Genomic DNA, 14,626 nt, shown 5'->3' with positions numbered 1-14,626 from the left:
TGACAAGATGGGACGCCCGCGCACCCCGGGACAGATGGAACGTCCTGGTCGGAGCAGCTGCGAAGGGCGTGGCGGACGGCTGACGCGAAAGGACCGGAGAGCGTACGTGAGTGAGAATCAGAACCTCCTCGCGGAGCAGCGGCGCGCCCTGATCCTCGATGAGGTCCGGCGCCGTGGTGGCGTGCGGGTCAACGAGCTGACCCGCAAGCTCGGCGTGTCGGACATGACCGTGCGCCGCGACCTGGACGCCCTGGCCCGCCAGGGGGTGCTGGAGAAGGTGCACGGCGGCGCGGTGCCGGTGGTCGAGGCGAGTACGCACGAGCCCGGCTTCGAGGCGAAGTCGGGTCTGGAGCTGACCGCCAAGGAGGACATCGCGCGGGCCGCCGCCGAACTGGTCACGCCGGGTACGGCGATCGCGCTGTCCGGCGGTACGACGACCTTCGCGCTGGCGCATCACCTGGTCGAGGTGCCCGACCTGACCGTGGTGACGAACTCGGTGCGGGTCGCCGACGTCTTCCACGCGGCGCAGCGCACCTCCGGTCCCCGGCAGGGCGCGGCCACGGTCGTCCTGACCGGCGGGGTGCGCACCCCGTCCGACTCGCTGGTGGGGCCGGTCGCCGACCAGGCGATCGCGGCGCTCCATTTCGACCTGCTGTTCCTCGGAGTGCACGGGATATCGGTGGAGGCCGGGCTGTCGACGCCGAACCTCGCGGAGGCCGAGACCAACCGGCGGCTGGTGCAGTCGGCGCGGCGGGTCGTGGTGGTCGCCGACCACACCAAGTGGGGAACGGTGGGTTTGAGTTCCTTCGCCGCGCTGGAGCAGGTCGACACGCTGGTGACGGACGCGGGCCTGCCCGCCGGAGCGCGGGCGGAGATAGCCGAGCATCTGCGGCGGCTGGTGGTGGCGGGCGAGCCCGACGAGGACACAGACATCTGACGGCCCGTCAGCTAGGGTGACCGGCCAACGGCCGTTTCCGTGTCCTCCCGGGGTTCCACGAGGGGGTTTGTCGCCCATGGCTCACCGTCTGCGACCGGTGGGGATCGACTTCGTCGAGACCGCTCCCGTACGGCTGGTGTTCGCGCGGGAAACGGCCGCCGCGCCGGAGGCGGTCTTCCGCGCGCTCGCCGAGGACGTCCCCGGCTGGTCGCAGTGGTTCTCGGCGGTGACCTCCGCCCGGCCGACCGAGGACGGGCGGGAGATCCGGCTCAGGGGCGGCACCCGCTTCGAGGAGTCGGTGCTGGCTGCCGAGGCGCCCGAGGTGTACGCCTACCGCGTCGACACGGCGAACGTGCCCGGAGCGCGCGCCTGGGTCGAGGAATGGCGGCTCACCCCGGCCGGCACCGGAACCCGGATACGGATGACCTTCGCCCTCGACGGAACGCCCCCGTTCCGCCTCACGTGCGCCCTCGCCCGCCCGGGCGTGGGCCGCGCCTTCCGCACGGCGGTGTCGGCACTGGACCGACGGCTGACCGGCGGCTGACCGGCTAGGGCCTCTCCGGCCACATGCCCGTGAGGAGAAGGGACTCGATCGCCGCGGTGTACGGGGTGATGTCCAGGCCCTGCTCGGCCAGCCACGAGTCCGAGTAGTACTTGTCGAGATAGCGGTCGCCGGGGTCGCACAGCAGGGTGACGACGCTGCCCGTGCGGCCCTCGGCCACCATCTCCGAGATGATCTTGAGGGCGCTCCACAGACCGGTGCCGGTGGAGCCGCCCGCCTTGCGGCCGATGGCCCGCTCCAGGGCGCGCACGGCGGCGACGCTGGCGGCGTCCGGGACCTTCATCATGCGGTCGACGGCGCCGGGCACGAAGCTGGGCTCCATGCGCGGGCGGCCGATGCCCTCGATGCGCGAGCCGCAGTCGCAGCTGACGTCCGGATCGCCGGTGGTCCAGCCCTCGAAGAAACACGAGTTCTCCGGATCGGCGACACAGATGCGGGTGTCGTACTGCATGTAGTGGACGTAGCGCGCGAGGGTCGCCGAGGTGCCGCCCGTGCCCGCGGTGGCGACGATCCAGGCCGGCTCCGGGAACCGCTCCAACTCCAGCTGGCGGAAGATGGATTCGGCGATGTTGTTGTTGCCGCGCCAGTCCGTGGCCCGTTCGGCGTAGGTGAACTGGTCCATGTAGTGGCCGCCGGTCTCCACGGCCAGGCGTGCGGACTCCTCGTACATCTTCCGGGAGTCGTCCACGAAGTGGCACCGCCCGCCGTGGAACTCGATGAGGCGGCACTTCTCGGCGCTCGTCGTGCGCGGCATCACCGCGACGAAGGGGACGCCGATCAGCTTGGCGAAGTACGCCTCGGAGACGGCCGTCGAGCCGCTCGACGCCTCGATCACCGGGCGGCCCGGACGGATCCAGCCATTGCACAGGCCGTACAGGAACAGGGAGCGGGCGAGGCGGTGCTTGAGGCTGCCGGTCGGGTGGGTCGACTCGTCCTTCAGGTACAGGTCGATGCCCCACCGCTCGGGCAGCGGGAAGCGCAGCAGGTGCGTGTCGGCCGAGCGCTGGGTGTCGGCCTGGACCTTGCGGACGGCCTCTTTCAGCCAGTCGCGGTAGGCGGTGTCGCTGCGGTCGACGTCGAGGGTGGCGCCGGTCCGGATCTGTGGGGTGGTGCTCACGGCAGGGCTCCTTACGCTGCGCGCCGACGGCGTTTCACGCGGCCGACACACCGATCATAGGCAGCTTCCGTACCGCTTCTCACCTGCATAAACGCTACTTTGAGCCACCCAAAGGCAGCCCTGGGGCACGCCTGTGCGAACGGGGTGCGGGCGATGGGGCGCATTTGCGACAGTGCTCCGGGCGCCGGTCGCACGCGCCCCCGTGCGTACTGGTGCTCGGCGCCGCACGCGGGCAGACTGCACCGCACGGACGGGACAGCACCCCGGGGTCCGCACGGGGGCGCACACTGGGTCACACGGAAGCACGAAGGGCAGGGCTGGATCACGACCCGGAGGGGATCGGGTCCGGCGCGCGACGCGCACAAGGGGGCGGCGAGGATGGCGGAGCCGGAGTTCACGGCCACGGGCGTACGGATCGGGAAGCGGCTGCGCTCGCTCACCCGGGCCGGACAGGTCCGGATCAACGACGGCAGGCTCGAGTTGCTCACCAGTTACGGCAGCGAGATCGACAGCGCGCCGGTGCAGGCGGTGCGTGCCTCCAAGCCCTGGTTCGCCCCGGACGACCGGGCCCTGGCCGACCTCAACGGCAAGCGGTACCTGCTCACCCTCGGCGGCCACGACCCCGCTCCGGGCGAGACGGGGCCGCCCGCGGCGCGCCGGTTCATCGAGGCCGTGCGCCGGGCCGCCGGGCACGGCGGCTGAACGGAGCGAGTTGCGGGACCGCACCCCCTGCGTCACGCTGGTGACACGTCACTCTGGGTTTACCGGCGATAACGCTGCGAACCAGCCCGCCGGCCACGACAGCAGGCGGACGTTTGGACGCAAGCACCCTGCTGGATCCGTTCTCCGTGTTCCTCCGGGTTCGTCCGGACCTCACATCGGGGAGTCGCAGCCGTGATCAGTCAGCCAAGGCACTGCACGGTGGAGCTCCAAGCCCTGCCGTCGCGGATCGGCCAGGTCCGCAGAATCGTATCTGCGCAGTTGCGCTACTGGCATCTGGACCCGTTGATCGACCGGGCCTCGCTCGGTGTGACGGAGCTGTTGAGCAACGTCCACCGGCACGCCCAGCCCGACAAGTCGTGCACGGTGGAGATGGAGTTGCTCCTCGACCGGCTCAAGGTGTCGGTGCGCGACCACGATCCGCGCCTGCCGGTGGTCGGGAACATCCAGGACATCGGCCCGCTGGCCACCTGCGGGCGCGGGCTCGCCATGGTGGCCGCCGTGAGCGAGAGCTGGGGGGTGCGGCCGGACGGCGACAAGGGAAAGGTCGTGTGGTTCACGCTCCCCGCACCCTCGGCCACCGACAAGCAGCCGGCCCGGCCGCCACGTCGTGCGACCACCGAGGCGCCCGCGCACCGTTTCGAGGAGGTCGAGGTGGAGCCCGCGGCCTGCGCCCCCGCTCCGGCCCACGCACCCGCCCGGTCGGTCGTCGCGGGGTGACCGGGCGGGTGCGGGTGCGCCGTCAGCGTTGGGCGGTGGTGCCGGCCCCGTCCAGTGTCTCCCTGATGATGTCCGCGTGCCCGGCGTGCTGGGCCGTCTCCCTGATCAGGTGCAGCAGGATCCGGCGCACCGGCCAGTGGACCGGCTCCGGCGGGGACCAAGGGGTCGTCGGCAGGAGCACGGTCCTGCCGAGGTCCGGCAGCGCGCTCACGGCTTCCTCCAGCCCCCTCGCCGCGACCGCGTACAGGTCCAGCAGCTCCGCGAGCGTCTCCCCCTCGGCCATGCGGTACTGCCCGGTGTCGAGCATGCCGTCCGGAAGCTCTCCGTCCCCCTTGACCAGGATCCGCGTCCACACCCGCTCGCCCCGGGCCATGTGCTTGACGATGCCGCCCAGGGTGAGCTCACTCACCGTCGTACGCCGCACGGCCTGCTCGTCGGTGATGCCGCGGACGGTGATGAGCAGCAGTTCCCGCTGCTCGGCGAGTGCGCGCAGCAGTTCGCCGTGTTCGCCTGGAAGGGATGCGGGACGGTTCGCGGAAGGGGTCATGGGGCGACCGCAGGAGGCGAGTAGGTCGGTTCTTGACCTAGATCCGTCACGCGGCACCGCCCTTGCCGATCCGGCCGAACTGCTCCTCCAGGACGGAGAGCCGGCGCCAGTACTCGTCCTCGTCGATCTCGCCGGAGGCGAAGCGGCGGCCGAGGACGGCGATCGGCGAGTCGCCCGCCGGGCGTGAGCCGTTCATCGCCCGCCAGGGTCCGCCGCGCCCGCGCCAGGCGGCGCGGCGCAGGAGGGCCACGGCGGCGATCACGACGGCCGCCCAGATCAGCGGAAAGAACAGGATCCACGGGCCGGGCCCGCCGTCCCAGTTCGCCAGAGTCTGCATCTCGGTTCATCTCCCCGGTCGAAGGTGTGCTGCGGTGACGCTCAGAGACTGGCCCGGGGGAGAGGGCGGGGTCGTCGTACGGGCAGCGGCAGTGGGCGTACCTCCTCCGTAGTACTCGCTCAGCACTGGAGTACTCGCTCAGCACTGGATTCTGTAACTACTAGTATGTACAGTGGCGGCATGAGCACCTCGGAGCGACTGATCGAGTCCACCCGCGGGCTGCTGTGGGAGCGCGGGTACGTGGGCACCAGCCCCAAGGCGATCCTGGAGCGCGCGGGCGCCGGCCAGGGCAGCATGTACCACCACTTCAAGGGCAAGCCGGACCTGGCCCTGGCCGCGATCCGGCGGACCGCCGAGGAGTTGCGGGCCACCGCCGAGGGAGTACTCGGCGGGCCCGGCACGCCGTACGAGCGCATCGAGGCGTATCTGCTCCGCGAGCGTGACGTGCTGCGCGGCTGCCCGGTCGGCCGGCTGACGATGGATCCGGACGTGATCGCCAGCGACGAGCTGCGCGCACCGGTCGAGGAGACGCTGGACCGGATCCGCGAGCGGATCGCCGGGATCGTCGAAGAGGGCAAGGAACAGGGCCAGTTCGCGCCTTCGCTGGACGGCGCGGAGATCGCCGCGGCCGTCATCGCGACCGTGCAGGGCGGGTACGTCCTCGCCCGTGCCTCCGGCTCTCCCGCCGCCTTCGACACCGCGGTGCGCGGACTGCTCGCACTGCTCGCCCCGCGGCAGTGAGCCCCCACCACCTTCCCCCGTTAGGAGTCAACGCACGTGCACATCACCAGAAGGCGCCCCGACACCCTGCCGGGCCCGGCGGAGAACTTCACCGGCACGGTGTGGCTCGACGAGGTGGCCGCGCCCGCGTCCCCGTCCCGGCTGCGGATGTTCAACGTGCACTTCGCGCCGGGCGCGCACACCGCCTGGCACCGGCACCCGCACGGGCAGGTCCTGCACGTGCTGGAGGGCGAGGGGCTGGTCCAGCGCAGGGGCGGTGCGGTGGAGGCGATCCGCGCGGGCGACACCGTGTGGATCGAACCCGGCGAGTGGCACTGGCACGGGGCCGCGCCCCGCACCTTCATGACGCACCTCGCGGTCGTGGAGGCCGCGGAGGACGGCACCACCACCGAGTGGGACGCGCACGTGGCCCCCGACGACTATCCGGCCTGAGGAAGGACCCCGGCATGCACGCGCTGCAGTACGAGCTGACGCTCCCCGCCGACTACGACATGGAGATCATCCGCGGCCGGGTGGCCCGCGTCGGACACCAGCTCGACGATTGGGACGGCCTCGGTATCAAGGCCTACCTGATGCGCGAGCGCGGTGTGCACGGCTCGCCGGTCAACCAGTACGCGCCGTTCTACCTCTGGAACACCGTGGAGGGCCTGAACCGCTTCCTGTGGGGCGGCGCCTTCCAGGGGGTCGTCGACGACTTCGGGCGGCCGGCGGCACGGCAGTGGTCGGGGGTGGCGTACGAGGAGGGCGCCGCCGCGGGTGCCCCGCCGGCCGTCGCCGTGCGCCGGCGCGCACCGGTGCCGGACGGGGCGGAGTTGTCCGGGGTGATGGCGGACGCGGTGGGCGAGGCCGGACGGCTGGCCGCCGGGGACGGTGCCGTGCTGGCGGCGGTCGCCGTGGACACGCGCCACTGGGAGCTGGTCCACTTCTCGCTCTGGGAGCACGACACGCCCAAGGCGCCCGGGGACGTCTTCCAGGTGCTGCACCTGTCGGCACCGGGCAGGGACCGGCTGCCGCGTGGGCGGCAGTGGTGAGCGCCGCCGTCCGTACGGTGCTCGGTGACCTGCCCCCGGGGGAACTCGGCGTGTGCGACGCGCACGACCACCTCTTCTTCGGCAGTCCGCAGCTGCCCGGCCAGGAGCTGAACGACGCCGCCGCGGCGCGCGCCGAACTGGAGGAGTTCCGCGCGGCGGGCGGCGCGAGCGTGGTGCAGTGGACGCCGTACGGGCTGGGGCGCCGGGCCGCGGACCTGCCGTCGCTGTCCCGGGCCGCCGGGGTGCACGTGGTCTGCGCGACGGGATTGCACCAAGCGGCCCACTATCCCCCGGAGTTGCCGCACCGACTGCGCGGCCGGCTCGCCGAGGTCTTCGTCGCCGAACTGACCGAGGGCATCGGCACGTCCGGGGTCCGCGCCGGGCTCATCAAGGTGGCGGGCGGCTTCCATGCCCTCGACACGCACGCCCGCTGGACGATGACCGCCGCGGCCGAGGCCCACCACGCGACGGGCGCGCCGATCGCCGTGCACCTGGAGCTCGGCACCGGCGCGCTCGACGTACTGGACCTGCTCTGCGGCGAGTTGGAGGTGCCGCCGCACCGGGTGATCCTCGGGCATCTCAACCGCTCCCCCGACCCCGTGGTGCAGCGGCAGGCCGCCGGGACCGGCTGCTGGCTGGCGTTCGACGGCCCGTCCCGCGCCCATCACGCCACGGACTGGCGGATGCCGGAAGCCATGCGCGCCCTGGCCGAGGCCGGGTTCGGGCACCGGCTGCTGCTCGGCGGGGACACCGTGGTCGCCGGGGCGCGGTCGGTCGACGGCGGGCCCGGGATGCCGTACCTGCTGCGCCGCGTGCGGCCCCGCCTGGAGGCGGTGCTGGGCGAGGAGTCGGTGGAGCGGATCCTCAGGGACAACCCCGCCCGGGCGTTCGCCGTCGACTGGCGGTGAGGTTCGCGGCCCGCGGTGAGGCTCCTCGCCCGCGACGGATCAGGCGTTCGCCCCCGCGAAGTGACGGACGACCGGCTCCAGGTAGTCCACGTGCGGGCCGCGCAGGGCCGCCAGATCCTCCGGTGAGCGGACCAGGGCGATGCGGTCGAACTCGGGTTCACCGCCCTGAGCGGTCTCGGTGGCCACGAGCGCCGCGTACTGCTCACGCAGCAGCGACTCCGGGAGCGGTGGGGCGAGGAACAGGACGCCGACGGATCCGTGGTGACCGCGGGTGGCGAGCCGCAGGGTCAGCTCGTCCGGCGTGGGGTCCGCGCCGGTCTCCTCGGCCAATTCGCGTGCCGCGTGCCGACGCAGGGCGGGCAGGTCCAAGTCGGTGGGCGGGTCCGGCGGTTCGACGGAGCCGCCCGGCAGCTGCCAGCGGCCCGGGGCGGCGGTCCACGGTGCCATCCGGCCCACGAGCAGGCGCCCGTCGTCGGTCGGCCGCACGACGGAGACGAACAGGGACGGCAGCCAGGAGGTGGCGCCCGGGACCTGGCGCAGGGCGCGGGCCCGGTACGTGGTGCGGGTCCAGGACAGGACCAGGCCGTGCGGTTCTTCCCGTTCCACGCCCGTGAGGGCGGCCACGGGACCGTCGAAGAGTGCCGGGTTGGCTTGGACGGCCTCGTCCCACACGCGGTTCATCGCCGACCGGTCCTCCGGGGACAGCTCGGGCGGAGCCGTCTCGACCAGACGGACGCGGTGGGTGCGCAGGACCTCCACGGCGGACGGCGCGGTCATCGCAGCGCCCCCAGCGGATCGTCCAGCACCGGCTGCCAGGCCAGCTCGGCCGCGCCGACCAGGCTGTTGTGGTCGAGCGTGCAGGGCAGGATGGGGACACCCCCGCTCTGGCCCCACAGGCTGCGGTCGGCGACGACCGCGCGGAGCCGGGCGGGGTCGGCGTCGAGCAGCGTGCGGTGCAGGCCGCCGAGGATGATGCGGTCGGGGTTCAGGATGTTGACCAGGCCCGCCAGGCCCAGGCCGAGGCGGTCGATCAGGGCCTCGGCGGCGGTGCGCACGGTCAGGTCGGCGTAGTGGTGGCGGATCAGGTCGTTGGCCTGCTGGAGCAGGGACACCTCGGGTCCGGGGTCGCGGCCCGCCTCGATGAGCAGCGCCAGCGGGTCCGCCTCGACGTCGAGACAGCCGCGGCTGCCGCAGTGGCAGGGGCGGCCCTCGGGGTTGACGGTGAGGTGGCCGACTTCGAGGGCGAGGCCCGAACTGCCCGTGTGCAGACGGCCGTCCAGCACCAGGGCGCCGCCCACCCCCCGGTGCCCGGTGGCCACGCACAGCAGGTCCCGGGCGCCCCGGCCCGCGCCGTGCCGGTGCTCGGCGAGCGCGGCGAGGTTGACGTCGTTGCCCGCGAAGGCGGGGCCGGTGAGGCCGGCCGCGCGCACGCGTTCGGCGAAGATCCGGCGGACCGGCGCGCCCACGGGCCAGGCCAGGTGGAGCGGGTTGAGGGCCAGGCCGTCCGGTTCGGCCACCGCCGACGGCACGGCGAGACCCGCGCCGACACAGCGCCGGCCCGTGTCGCGGAGCAGCTCGGCGCCCGCCTCCACGACGGAACCGAGCACCTTCGCGGGGTCGGCGTCGACGGTCTCGCAGCCGGGCGCGGTCGCCACGATCCGGCCGCCGAGTCCGACCAGCGCCGCCCGGAAGCCGTCGGCGTGCACCTGCGCGGCCAGCACGACCGGCCCGTCCTCGGCGACCTCCAGCCGGTGCGAGGGCCGTCCCTGCGAGCCGGCCGCCGCGCCGGGCCGGGCGTCGACCCGGATCAGGCCCAGCGCCTCCAGTTCGGCGGCCACCGCGCCGGCCGTCGCCCGGGTGACGCCCAGTTCGGCGGTGAGCACGGCCCGGGTCGGCGCACGTCCGGTGTGCACGAGCTCCAACGCGGGCCCGAGCGCACCGCGCCCCCGGTCCAGCCGCGTCCTGGAGGTGGTCCCTTCCCCCGCCGCCCGGGGGTCCGCCTTGCCGCTCATGAGGGCGAGTCTCCCATGATCCGCTGACCGGCCGGGCAGCTCCTAGAAGCCGCTCACCCGCAGGGTGATGTTCAGCCGCCCGGTCAGCCCGAGCGCGGGCGGCGCGGTGCCCGGGTGCACCCGTGGGACGCCGTGGTACGCGAGCCGGGACGGTCCCCCGAAGACGAACAGGTCGCCGCTGCGCAGCTCGACGTCCGTGTACGGCCTGGCGCGGGTCTCGGTGTTGCCGAAGCGGAAGACACAGGTGTCGCCGAGGCTCAGCGAGACCACGGGCGCGTCGGACCTCTCGTCGCCGTCGCGGTGCATGCCCATGCGGGCGTCACCGTCATAGAAGTTGATCAGGGCGATGTCGTACGGCGCCGCCGTGGCCGCCTCCGGACCGAGCGCGTCGGCCACCGCGCGCCGGCCCAGCTCGCCGAGCCGGTCCGGGAAGGGCTTCACGGGGGTGCCGTCACCGTCGACGACCGTGCGGGCGTAGGCGTACGGGTACCAGTGCCAGCCCAGACAGACCTGCCGGGCGGTCATCGTGCCGCCGCCGGGCGTGCGCACGGTACGCAGGCCGGCCGGTGGGCGTGCCCACTCCCGGCAGGCCGCGAGCAGCTCGCGCTGCGCGTCGGTGTCCAGCCAGTCCGGGACGTGCACGGCGCCCGGCGCGACCCGGGTGCGCCCCCTGGGGAACAGCTCCGCCTCCATGCTCCTATCCTGCCCGAGGGGCCGTGAGATGCGGCTCGGCTAGCCTGGACGCACGATGAACGACCGTATGACGACTCCGTGGGGCGAGCTCGAGCTGTCCCGCTTCCCCGAGGATCCGCGTGACCGGCTGCGGGCCTGGGACGCCTCCGACGTGTATCTGCTCCGGCATCTGGCCGAGGAGCGGATCCCCCTGACCGGCACGGTCGTGGTGCTCGGCGACCGCTGGGGAGCACTGGTCACGGCGCTCGCGGCGCACCGGCCGACGCAGATCACCGACTCGTACCTCAGCCAGGAGGCGACCCGGGCGAACCTCGCGCGGGCCGGTGTGGAGGCCGGTGCGGTGCGCCTGCTGACCACCCAGGATCCGCCGCCGGAGCGCGTCGACGTGCTCCTGGTCCGGGTGCCGAAGAGCCTGGCGCTGCTGGAGGACCAGCTGCTGCGGCTGGCGCCCGCCGTGCACGAGGGCACGGTCGTCGTCGGCACCGGCATGGTGAAGGAGATCCACACCTCGACGCTCCAGCTGTTCGAGCGGATCCTCGGCCCGACCCGGACCTCGCCGGCCCGGCAGAAGGCCCGGCTGATCTTCTGCTCCCCGGACCCGTCGTCGGCGCGCCCCGCCAACCCGTGGCCTTACGCCTACGCCCTTCCCGACGGCATCGGCGCGATCTCCGGGCGCGCGGTCGTCAACCACGCGGGCGTGTTCTGCGCCGACCGGCTCGACATCGGCACCCGGTTCTTCCTGAAGCATCTGCCGCCCGCCGACGGGCCGCGCCGGGTGGTGGACCTGGGCTGCGGCAACGGCGTCGTCGGGACGGCGGTGGCGCTGGCCGATCCGGCCGCCGAGGTGCTGTTCGTGGACGAGTCGTTCCAGGCGGTGGCCTCGGCGGAGGCGACGTACAAGGCCAACGGGGTCCCCGGACACGCCGAGTTCCGGGTCGGGGACGGGCTGGCCGGGGTGGCGCCCGGCAGTGTGGACCTGGTCCTCAACAACCCTCCGTTCCACTCCCACCAGGCGACGACCGACGCGACGGCCTGGCGGATGTTCACCGGGGCGCGGCGAGCGCTGCGGCCCGGCGGCGAGCTGTGGGTGATCGGCAACCGGCACCTGGGGTACCACGTGAAGCTGCGGCGCCTGTTCGGCAACAGCCGACTGGTCGCGAGCGACCCGAAGTTCGTGGTGCTCAGTGCGGTGAAGCGGGGGTAGCCGAGCGGGCGCCGGGCCGGGCCAGGACACCGATGATCCGCGTGACTTCCCGGGCCATCGCCTCCCGGCCCACAGTGAGGTATTTGCGGGAGTCGACGGCCTCCGGGTGGGCCGCGAGGAAGTCCCGGATCGCGCCGGTCATCGCCATGTTCAGGGCGGTGCCGACATTGACCTTGGCGATGCCGCCCGCGACCGCCTCGACCAGGCCCTCGTCCGGTACTCCGGAGGAGCCGTGCAGCACGAGCGGGACGGACAGGGCGGCGGACAGGCGTCCGAGGAGGTCGTGGTCGAGGGCGGCGGTGCGGGTGGTCATGGCATGGACGCTGCCGACGGCGACGGCCAGGGCGTCCACGCGGGTGCCGGCGACGAAAGTCCGGGCCTCGTCGGGATCGGTGCGCGCGCCGGGGGCGTGGGCGTCCAGCGGCGGCCCGGACTTGCCGCCGATGGAACCCAACTCGGCTTCGATCCAGAGCCCTTGGGCGTGCGCCCAGTCGACCGCCGCCCGGGTCGCCGCCAGGTTCTCGGCGTACGGCAGCCGCGCCGCGTCGTACATGACGGAGCTGAACCCGGCGCCCGGCGCCTGCCTCAGCAGATCGTCGCTCTGTACGTGGTCGAGGTGCAGGGCGACCGGTACGCGGGCGCGCTCGGCGGCGACGGCGGCGGCGCGGGCCAGCGGGAGCAGCCGTCCGTAGCGGAACTTCACGGCGTTCTCGCTGACTTGGAGGACCACGGGCGCGCCGGCCGACTCGGCGCCGGCGATGACGGCTTCGACGTGTTCGAGGGTGATGATGTTGAAGGCGGCGACGGCGGAGCGCGCGGCGGCCGCGCGGGTGACCAGCTCACCGGTGGCTGCGAGGGGCACGGCCGGTCCTTTCCGTCAGGGGGCGAGGATCACCGAGCGGGTGAGGTGGCGGGGCCGGTCCGGGTCGAGTCCGCGGGCGGCGGCGACGGCGACGGCGAGGCGCTGGGCGCGGACCAGTTCGGCGAGCGGATCGAGACGGCCCTCGATCCACAACGCACCGGTGCCGCGCACCTGTTCGGCGAGTCCGTCGGGGGCCGCGCCGAGCATCCAGGTGGCCGTGCCCCGGGTGGTGACGCTGATGGGGCCGTGCCGGTACTCCATCGCCGGGTAGGCCTCGGTCCAGGACAGGGAGGCCTCGCGCATCTTCAGCCCGGCCTCGTGCGCGAGCCCGACGGTCCAGCCGCGGCCCAGGAAGGTGAACTGCGCGCACTCGACGAGACCTGGGGGCAGGGGAGTCGACAGCGCGGTGCGGCCGTCGGCGACCACCGCGTCGGTGTGCAGACCGAGGTGGGCCCGGAGCAGGGTGAGGGCGCTGGTGGCGAACCGGGTCTGGACGACGGACCGTTCGTCCGCGAAGTCGAGCACGACGAGGTCGTCGGCCACCGCCGTCACGGGCGTGTCCGGATCGGCGGTGATCGCGGTGGTGCGGGCCTGCCCCTGCAACTGCCGCAGTAGATGCAGCACTTCGGTCGTGGTGCCGGACCGGGTGAGGGCGACGACCCGGTCGTACCGGCGTCCGTGCGGGAACTCGGACGCGGTGAAGGCGTCCGTCTCGCCCGCCCCGGCGCCCTCGCGCAGGGCGGCGGCCGCCCGCGCCATGAAGTACGAGGTGCCACAGCCGACGATCGCGGCCCTCTCCCCCGGCACCGGCAGCACCCCGCCGTACCGGGCCGCCTCCCGGGCCGCCCGTATCCAGCACTCGGGCTGGCTGTTCAGCTCGTCCTCGACATGGGTCATGCCGTACCCCTCCCAGACGCGCCACCTGTCTGCTTGTTCTTGCAAGGTAGAGCCAGCTTTCAAGCACAATCAAGCATTCAGGCCCAAGCGGATTGCGTTAGGGTCGCGAAGAGATCGAGGAACGGAGGCCGCCGATGTCGCGCGACGCCCGCTGGAAAGCGCTGCTGGAACTGCTCGTCGAACGCGGTCGGCTGGAGGTCGAGGAGGCGGCGGCCGAGCTGGCGGTGTCGGCCGCGACGATCCGCCGGGACTTCGACCGCCTCGCCGAGCAGCAGATGCTGGTGCGCACCCGGGGCGGTGCGGTGGTCCACGGGGTGTCGTACGAGCTGCCGTTGCGCTACAAGACGGCCCGCCGCGCCTCCGAGAAGCAGCGCATCGCCAAGGCGGTCGCGGACCTCGTCGCGCCGGGCGAGGCGGTGGGCCTGACCGGTGGCACGACCACCACGGAGGTGGCCCGTGCCCTCGCCGTGCGCGGTGATCTCTCCTCCGGCTCGCCGGCGCTGACCGTCGTGACCAACGCGCTCAACATCGCCAACGAGCTCGCCGTACGGCCCCAGTTCAAGATCGTGGTGACCGGTGGGGTCGCGCGCCCGCAGTCGTACGAGCTCGTCGGCCCGCTCGCGGACGGCGTGCTCGGCCAGATCACCGTCGACGTGGCGGTGCTCGGGGTGGTCGCCTTCGACGTCACCCACGGCGCGGCGGCGCACGACGAGGCCGAGGCCGCGATCAACCGGCTGCTGTGCGAGCGCGCCGAGCGGGTGGTCGTCGCCGCCGACTCCAGCAAGCTGGGTCAGCGGGCCTTCGCCCGTATCTGCGCGGCCGAGTCGGTGGACACGCTGGTCACGGACACGGCGGTGGGACAGGACACCGTGCGCCGATTCGAGGAGGCGGGGGTACGGGTCGTCACCGTGTGACCGCGCCGCACCGCCTCAGATCCCGCCCGGAGCGGCCCGGATGAACCCCGCGCCCCGCTGGTCATTGCAGCCGACCGCCGGCCGGTCGGCCGGGTCCGGGCCGGCCTGCTGGGCCTGGAGGGCCACGCTCACCAGGGTCAGCAACAGGTCGACGTCGCTCGAGGCGTCGAGGCGTATCGTCACCCACTGCGAGCCCGGCACGATGCGGATCGCCCCCGAGCCCTTGAGGTCCTTGGCGAAACGCCGAATGGCGCGGTCCGTCAGACGCAGGTCGACATCCCGGTCCGAGTGGAAGTGGGCGATCTCGCCACGGGCCGAACTCACCGCCTCTCCCAGGCCGCAGCTCGGCGCGGCCTGTCTCAGGTCCGGCCAGGTCGCCAGTTGCGCGAGCGCGCGCGAGGCCAACGTCATGGGCCCATCATGA

The 14,626-nt window shown here is 73.2% G+C and carries 19 protein-coding genes; 10 read left to right on the top strand and 9 right to left on the bottom strand.

The genetic code is table 11. The annotated features are described in order from the left end of the window. Positions 1-106 precede the first annotated feature (106 nt). Both ACZ7L0_RS21605 and ACZ7L0_RS21600 read left to right on the top strand, forming a co-directional pair. Positions 107-937, top strand: coding sequence for a DeoR/GlpR family DNA-binding transcription regulator (locus ACZ7L0_RS21605; protein WP_471244114.1), 831 nt, complete (start codon positions 107-109; stop codon positions 935-937). Positions 938-1,013: 76 nt separating this feature from the next. Then, a complete protein-coding gene (locus tag ACZ7L0_RS21600) occupies positions 1,014-1,481 on the top strand; it encodes an SRPBCC family protein (protein WP_471244113.1) in 468 nt (155 codons plus the stop codon). Positions 1,482-1,485: 4 nt separating this feature from the next. Here the strand turns inward: ACZ7L0_RS21600 and cds1 are convergent, their stop codons facing one another. Beyond that, complete coding sequence (cds1, locus tag ACZ7L0_RS21595) at positions 1,486-2,616, bottom strand: L-cysteine desulfhydrase Cds1 (protein WP_471244112.1); 1,131 nt, start codon at positions 2,614-2,616, stop codon at positions 1,486-1,488. 378 nt (positions 2,617-2,994) lie between these two features. Here cds1 and ACZ7L0_RS21590 point away from each other — a divergent pair, with 378 nt between their 5' ends. Both ACZ7L0_RS21590 and ACZ7L0_RS21585 read left to right on the top strand, forming a co-directional pair. Next, a complete protein-coding gene (locus ACZ7L0_RS21590) occupies positions 2,995-3,318 on the top strand; it encodes a hypothetical protein (RefSeq protein ID WP_471244111.1) in 324 nt (107 codons plus the stop codon). Between the two features lie 192 nt (positions 3,319-3,510). Further along, the gene (locus ACZ7L0_RS21585; protein ID WP_471244110.1) at positions 3,511-4,056 is read left to right on the top strand and encodes an ATP-binding protein; all 546 of its coding nucleotides are present in this window, start codon (positions 3,511-3,513) and stop codon (positions 4,054-4,056) included. Positions 4,057-4,078: 22 nt separating this feature from the next. On the opposite strand, the gene ACZ7L0_RS21580 is transcribed toward ACZ7L0_RS21585, so the two are convergent. Further along, the gene (locus tag ACZ7L0_RS21580; protein ID WP_471244109.1) at positions 4,079-4,603 is read right to left on the bottom strand and encodes a DinB family protein; all 525 of its coding nucleotides are present in this window, start codon (positions 4,601-4,603) and stop codon (positions 4,079-4,081) included. A 46-nt stretch (positions 4,604-4,649) separates the two neighbouring features. Further along, positions 4,650-4,940, bottom strand: coding sequence for an SHOCT domain-containing protein (locus tag ACZ7L0_RS21575; protein WP_471244108.1), 291 nt, complete (start codon positions 4,938-4,940; stop codon positions 4,650-4,652). Between the two features lie 165 nt (positions 4,941-5,105). Between ACZ7L0_RS21575 and ACZ7L0_RS21570 the strand changes: the two genes are divergently transcribed. The 4 genes from ACZ7L0_RS21570 to ACZ7L0_RS21555 are packed head-to-tail and all read left to right on the top strand — an operon-like array spanning position 5,106 to position 7,620. Then, entirely contained in the window at positions 5,106-5,681 is a 576-nt protein-coding gene (locus ACZ7L0_RS21570) for a TetR/AcrR family transcriptional regulator (protein WP_471244107.1), read from the top strand. Between the two features lie 36 nt (positions 5,682-5,717). Then, the gene (locus ACZ7L0_RS21565) at positions 5,718-6,113 is read left to right on the top strand and encodes a (R)-mandelonitrile lyase (RefSeq protein ID WP_471244106.1); all 396 of its coding nucleotides are present in this window, start codon (positions 5,718-5,720) and stop codon (positions 6,111-6,113) included. Between the two features lie 14 nt (positions 6,114-6,127). Continuing rightward, positions 6,128-6,712, top strand: a complete 585-nt coding sequence (locus tag ACZ7L0_RS21560) for a DUF4865 family protein (RefSeq protein ID WP_471244105.1) — start codon at positions 6,128-6,130, stop codon at positions 6,710-6,712. After that, positions 6,709-7,620: a phosphotriesterase family protein gene (locus ACZ7L0_RS21555; RefSeq protein ID WP_471244104.1), complete on the top strand. Its 912-nt coding sequence runs from the start codon at positions 6,709-6,711 to the stop codon at positions 7,618-7,620. Before ACZ7L0_RS21560 ends, ACZ7L0_RS21555 begins: the two co-directional genes overlap by 4 nt. A gap of 39 nt (positions 7,621-7,659) precedes the next feature. Here the strand turns inward: ACZ7L0_RS21555 and ACZ7L0_RS21550 are convergent, their stop codons facing one another. Genes ACZ7L0_RS21550 through ACZ7L0_RS21540 form a run of 3 tightly spaced genes read right to left on the bottom strand, consistent with a single transcriptional unit; the run spans position 7,660 to position 10,325 of the window. Further along, on the bottom strand, positions 7,660-8,397 hold the full coding sequence (locus ACZ7L0_RS21550) for an NUDIX hydrolase (RefSeq protein WP_471244103.1): 738 nt from the start codon (positions 8,395-8,397) through the stop codon (positions 7,660-7,662). Beyond that, positions 8,394-9,632 (bottom strand): ROK family protein, encoded by a 1,239-nt coding sequence (locus tag ACZ7L0_RS21545; RefSeq protein ID WP_471244102.1) that lies wholly within the window; start codon positions 9,630-9,632, stop codon positions 8,394-8,396. Before ACZ7L0_RS21545 ends, ACZ7L0_RS21550 begins: the two co-directional genes overlap by 4 nt. Positions 9,633-9,674: 42 nt before the next feature. Then, the gene (locus tag ACZ7L0_RS21540; RefSeq protein WP_471244101.1) at positions 9,675-10,325 is read right to left on the bottom strand and encodes an alpha-ketoglutarate-dependent dioxygenase AlkB family protein; all 651 of its coding nucleotides are present in this window, start codon (positions 10,323-10,325) and stop codon (positions 9,675-9,677) included. 67 nt (positions 10,326-10,392) lie between these two features. Here ACZ7L0_RS21540 and ACZ7L0_RS21535 point away from each other — a divergent pair, with 67 nt between their 5' ends. After that, positions 10,393-11,529 (top strand): methyltransferase, encoded by a 1,137-nt coding sequence (locus tag ACZ7L0_RS21535; RefSeq protein WP_471244100.1) that lies wholly within the window; start codon positions 10,393-10,395, stop codon positions 11,527-11,529. Here ACZ7L0_RS21535 and ACZ7L0_RS21530 read toward each other — a convergent pair. Both ACZ7L0_RS21530 and ACZ7L0_RS21525 read right to left on the bottom strand, forming a co-directional pair. Next, on the bottom strand, positions 11,507-12,391 hold the full coding sequence (locus ACZ7L0_RS21530; protein ID WP_471244099.1) for a class II fructose-bisphosphate aldolase: 885 nt from the start codon (positions 12,389-12,391) through the stop codon (positions 11,507-11,509). The genes ACZ7L0_RS21535 and ACZ7L0_RS21530 overlap by 23 nt on opposite strands. A gap of 15 nt (positions 12,392-12,406) precedes the next feature. Beyond that, a complete protein-coding gene (locus ACZ7L0_RS21525) occupies positions 12,407-13,288 on the bottom strand; it encodes an SIS domain-containing protein (protein ID WP_471244098.1) in 882 nt (293 codons plus the stop codon). Positions 13,289-13,422: 134 nt separating this feature from the next. Here ACZ7L0_RS21525 and ACZ7L0_RS21520 point away from each other — a divergent pair, with 134 nt between their 5' ends. Beyond that, a complete protein-coding gene (locus ACZ7L0_RS21520) occupies positions 13,423-14,202 on the top strand; it encodes a DeoR/GlpR family DNA-binding transcription regulator (protein ID WP_471244097.1) in 780 nt (259 codons plus the stop codon). A 15-nt stretch (positions 14,203-14,217) separates the two neighbouring features. On the opposite strand, the gene ACZ7L0_RS21515 is transcribed toward ACZ7L0_RS21520, so the two are convergent. Beyond that, entirely contained in the window at positions 14,218-14,613 is a 396-nt protein-coding gene (locus tag ACZ7L0_RS21515) for a luciferase domain-containing protein (RefSeq protein WP_471244096.1), read from the bottom strand. Between the last annotated feature and the right edge of the window lie 13 nt (positions 14,614-14,626).

The organism is Streptomyces sp. NPDC039424 (assembly GCF_055639495.1).
This window is presented reverse-complemented; position numbering and strand designations above follow the sequence as displayed.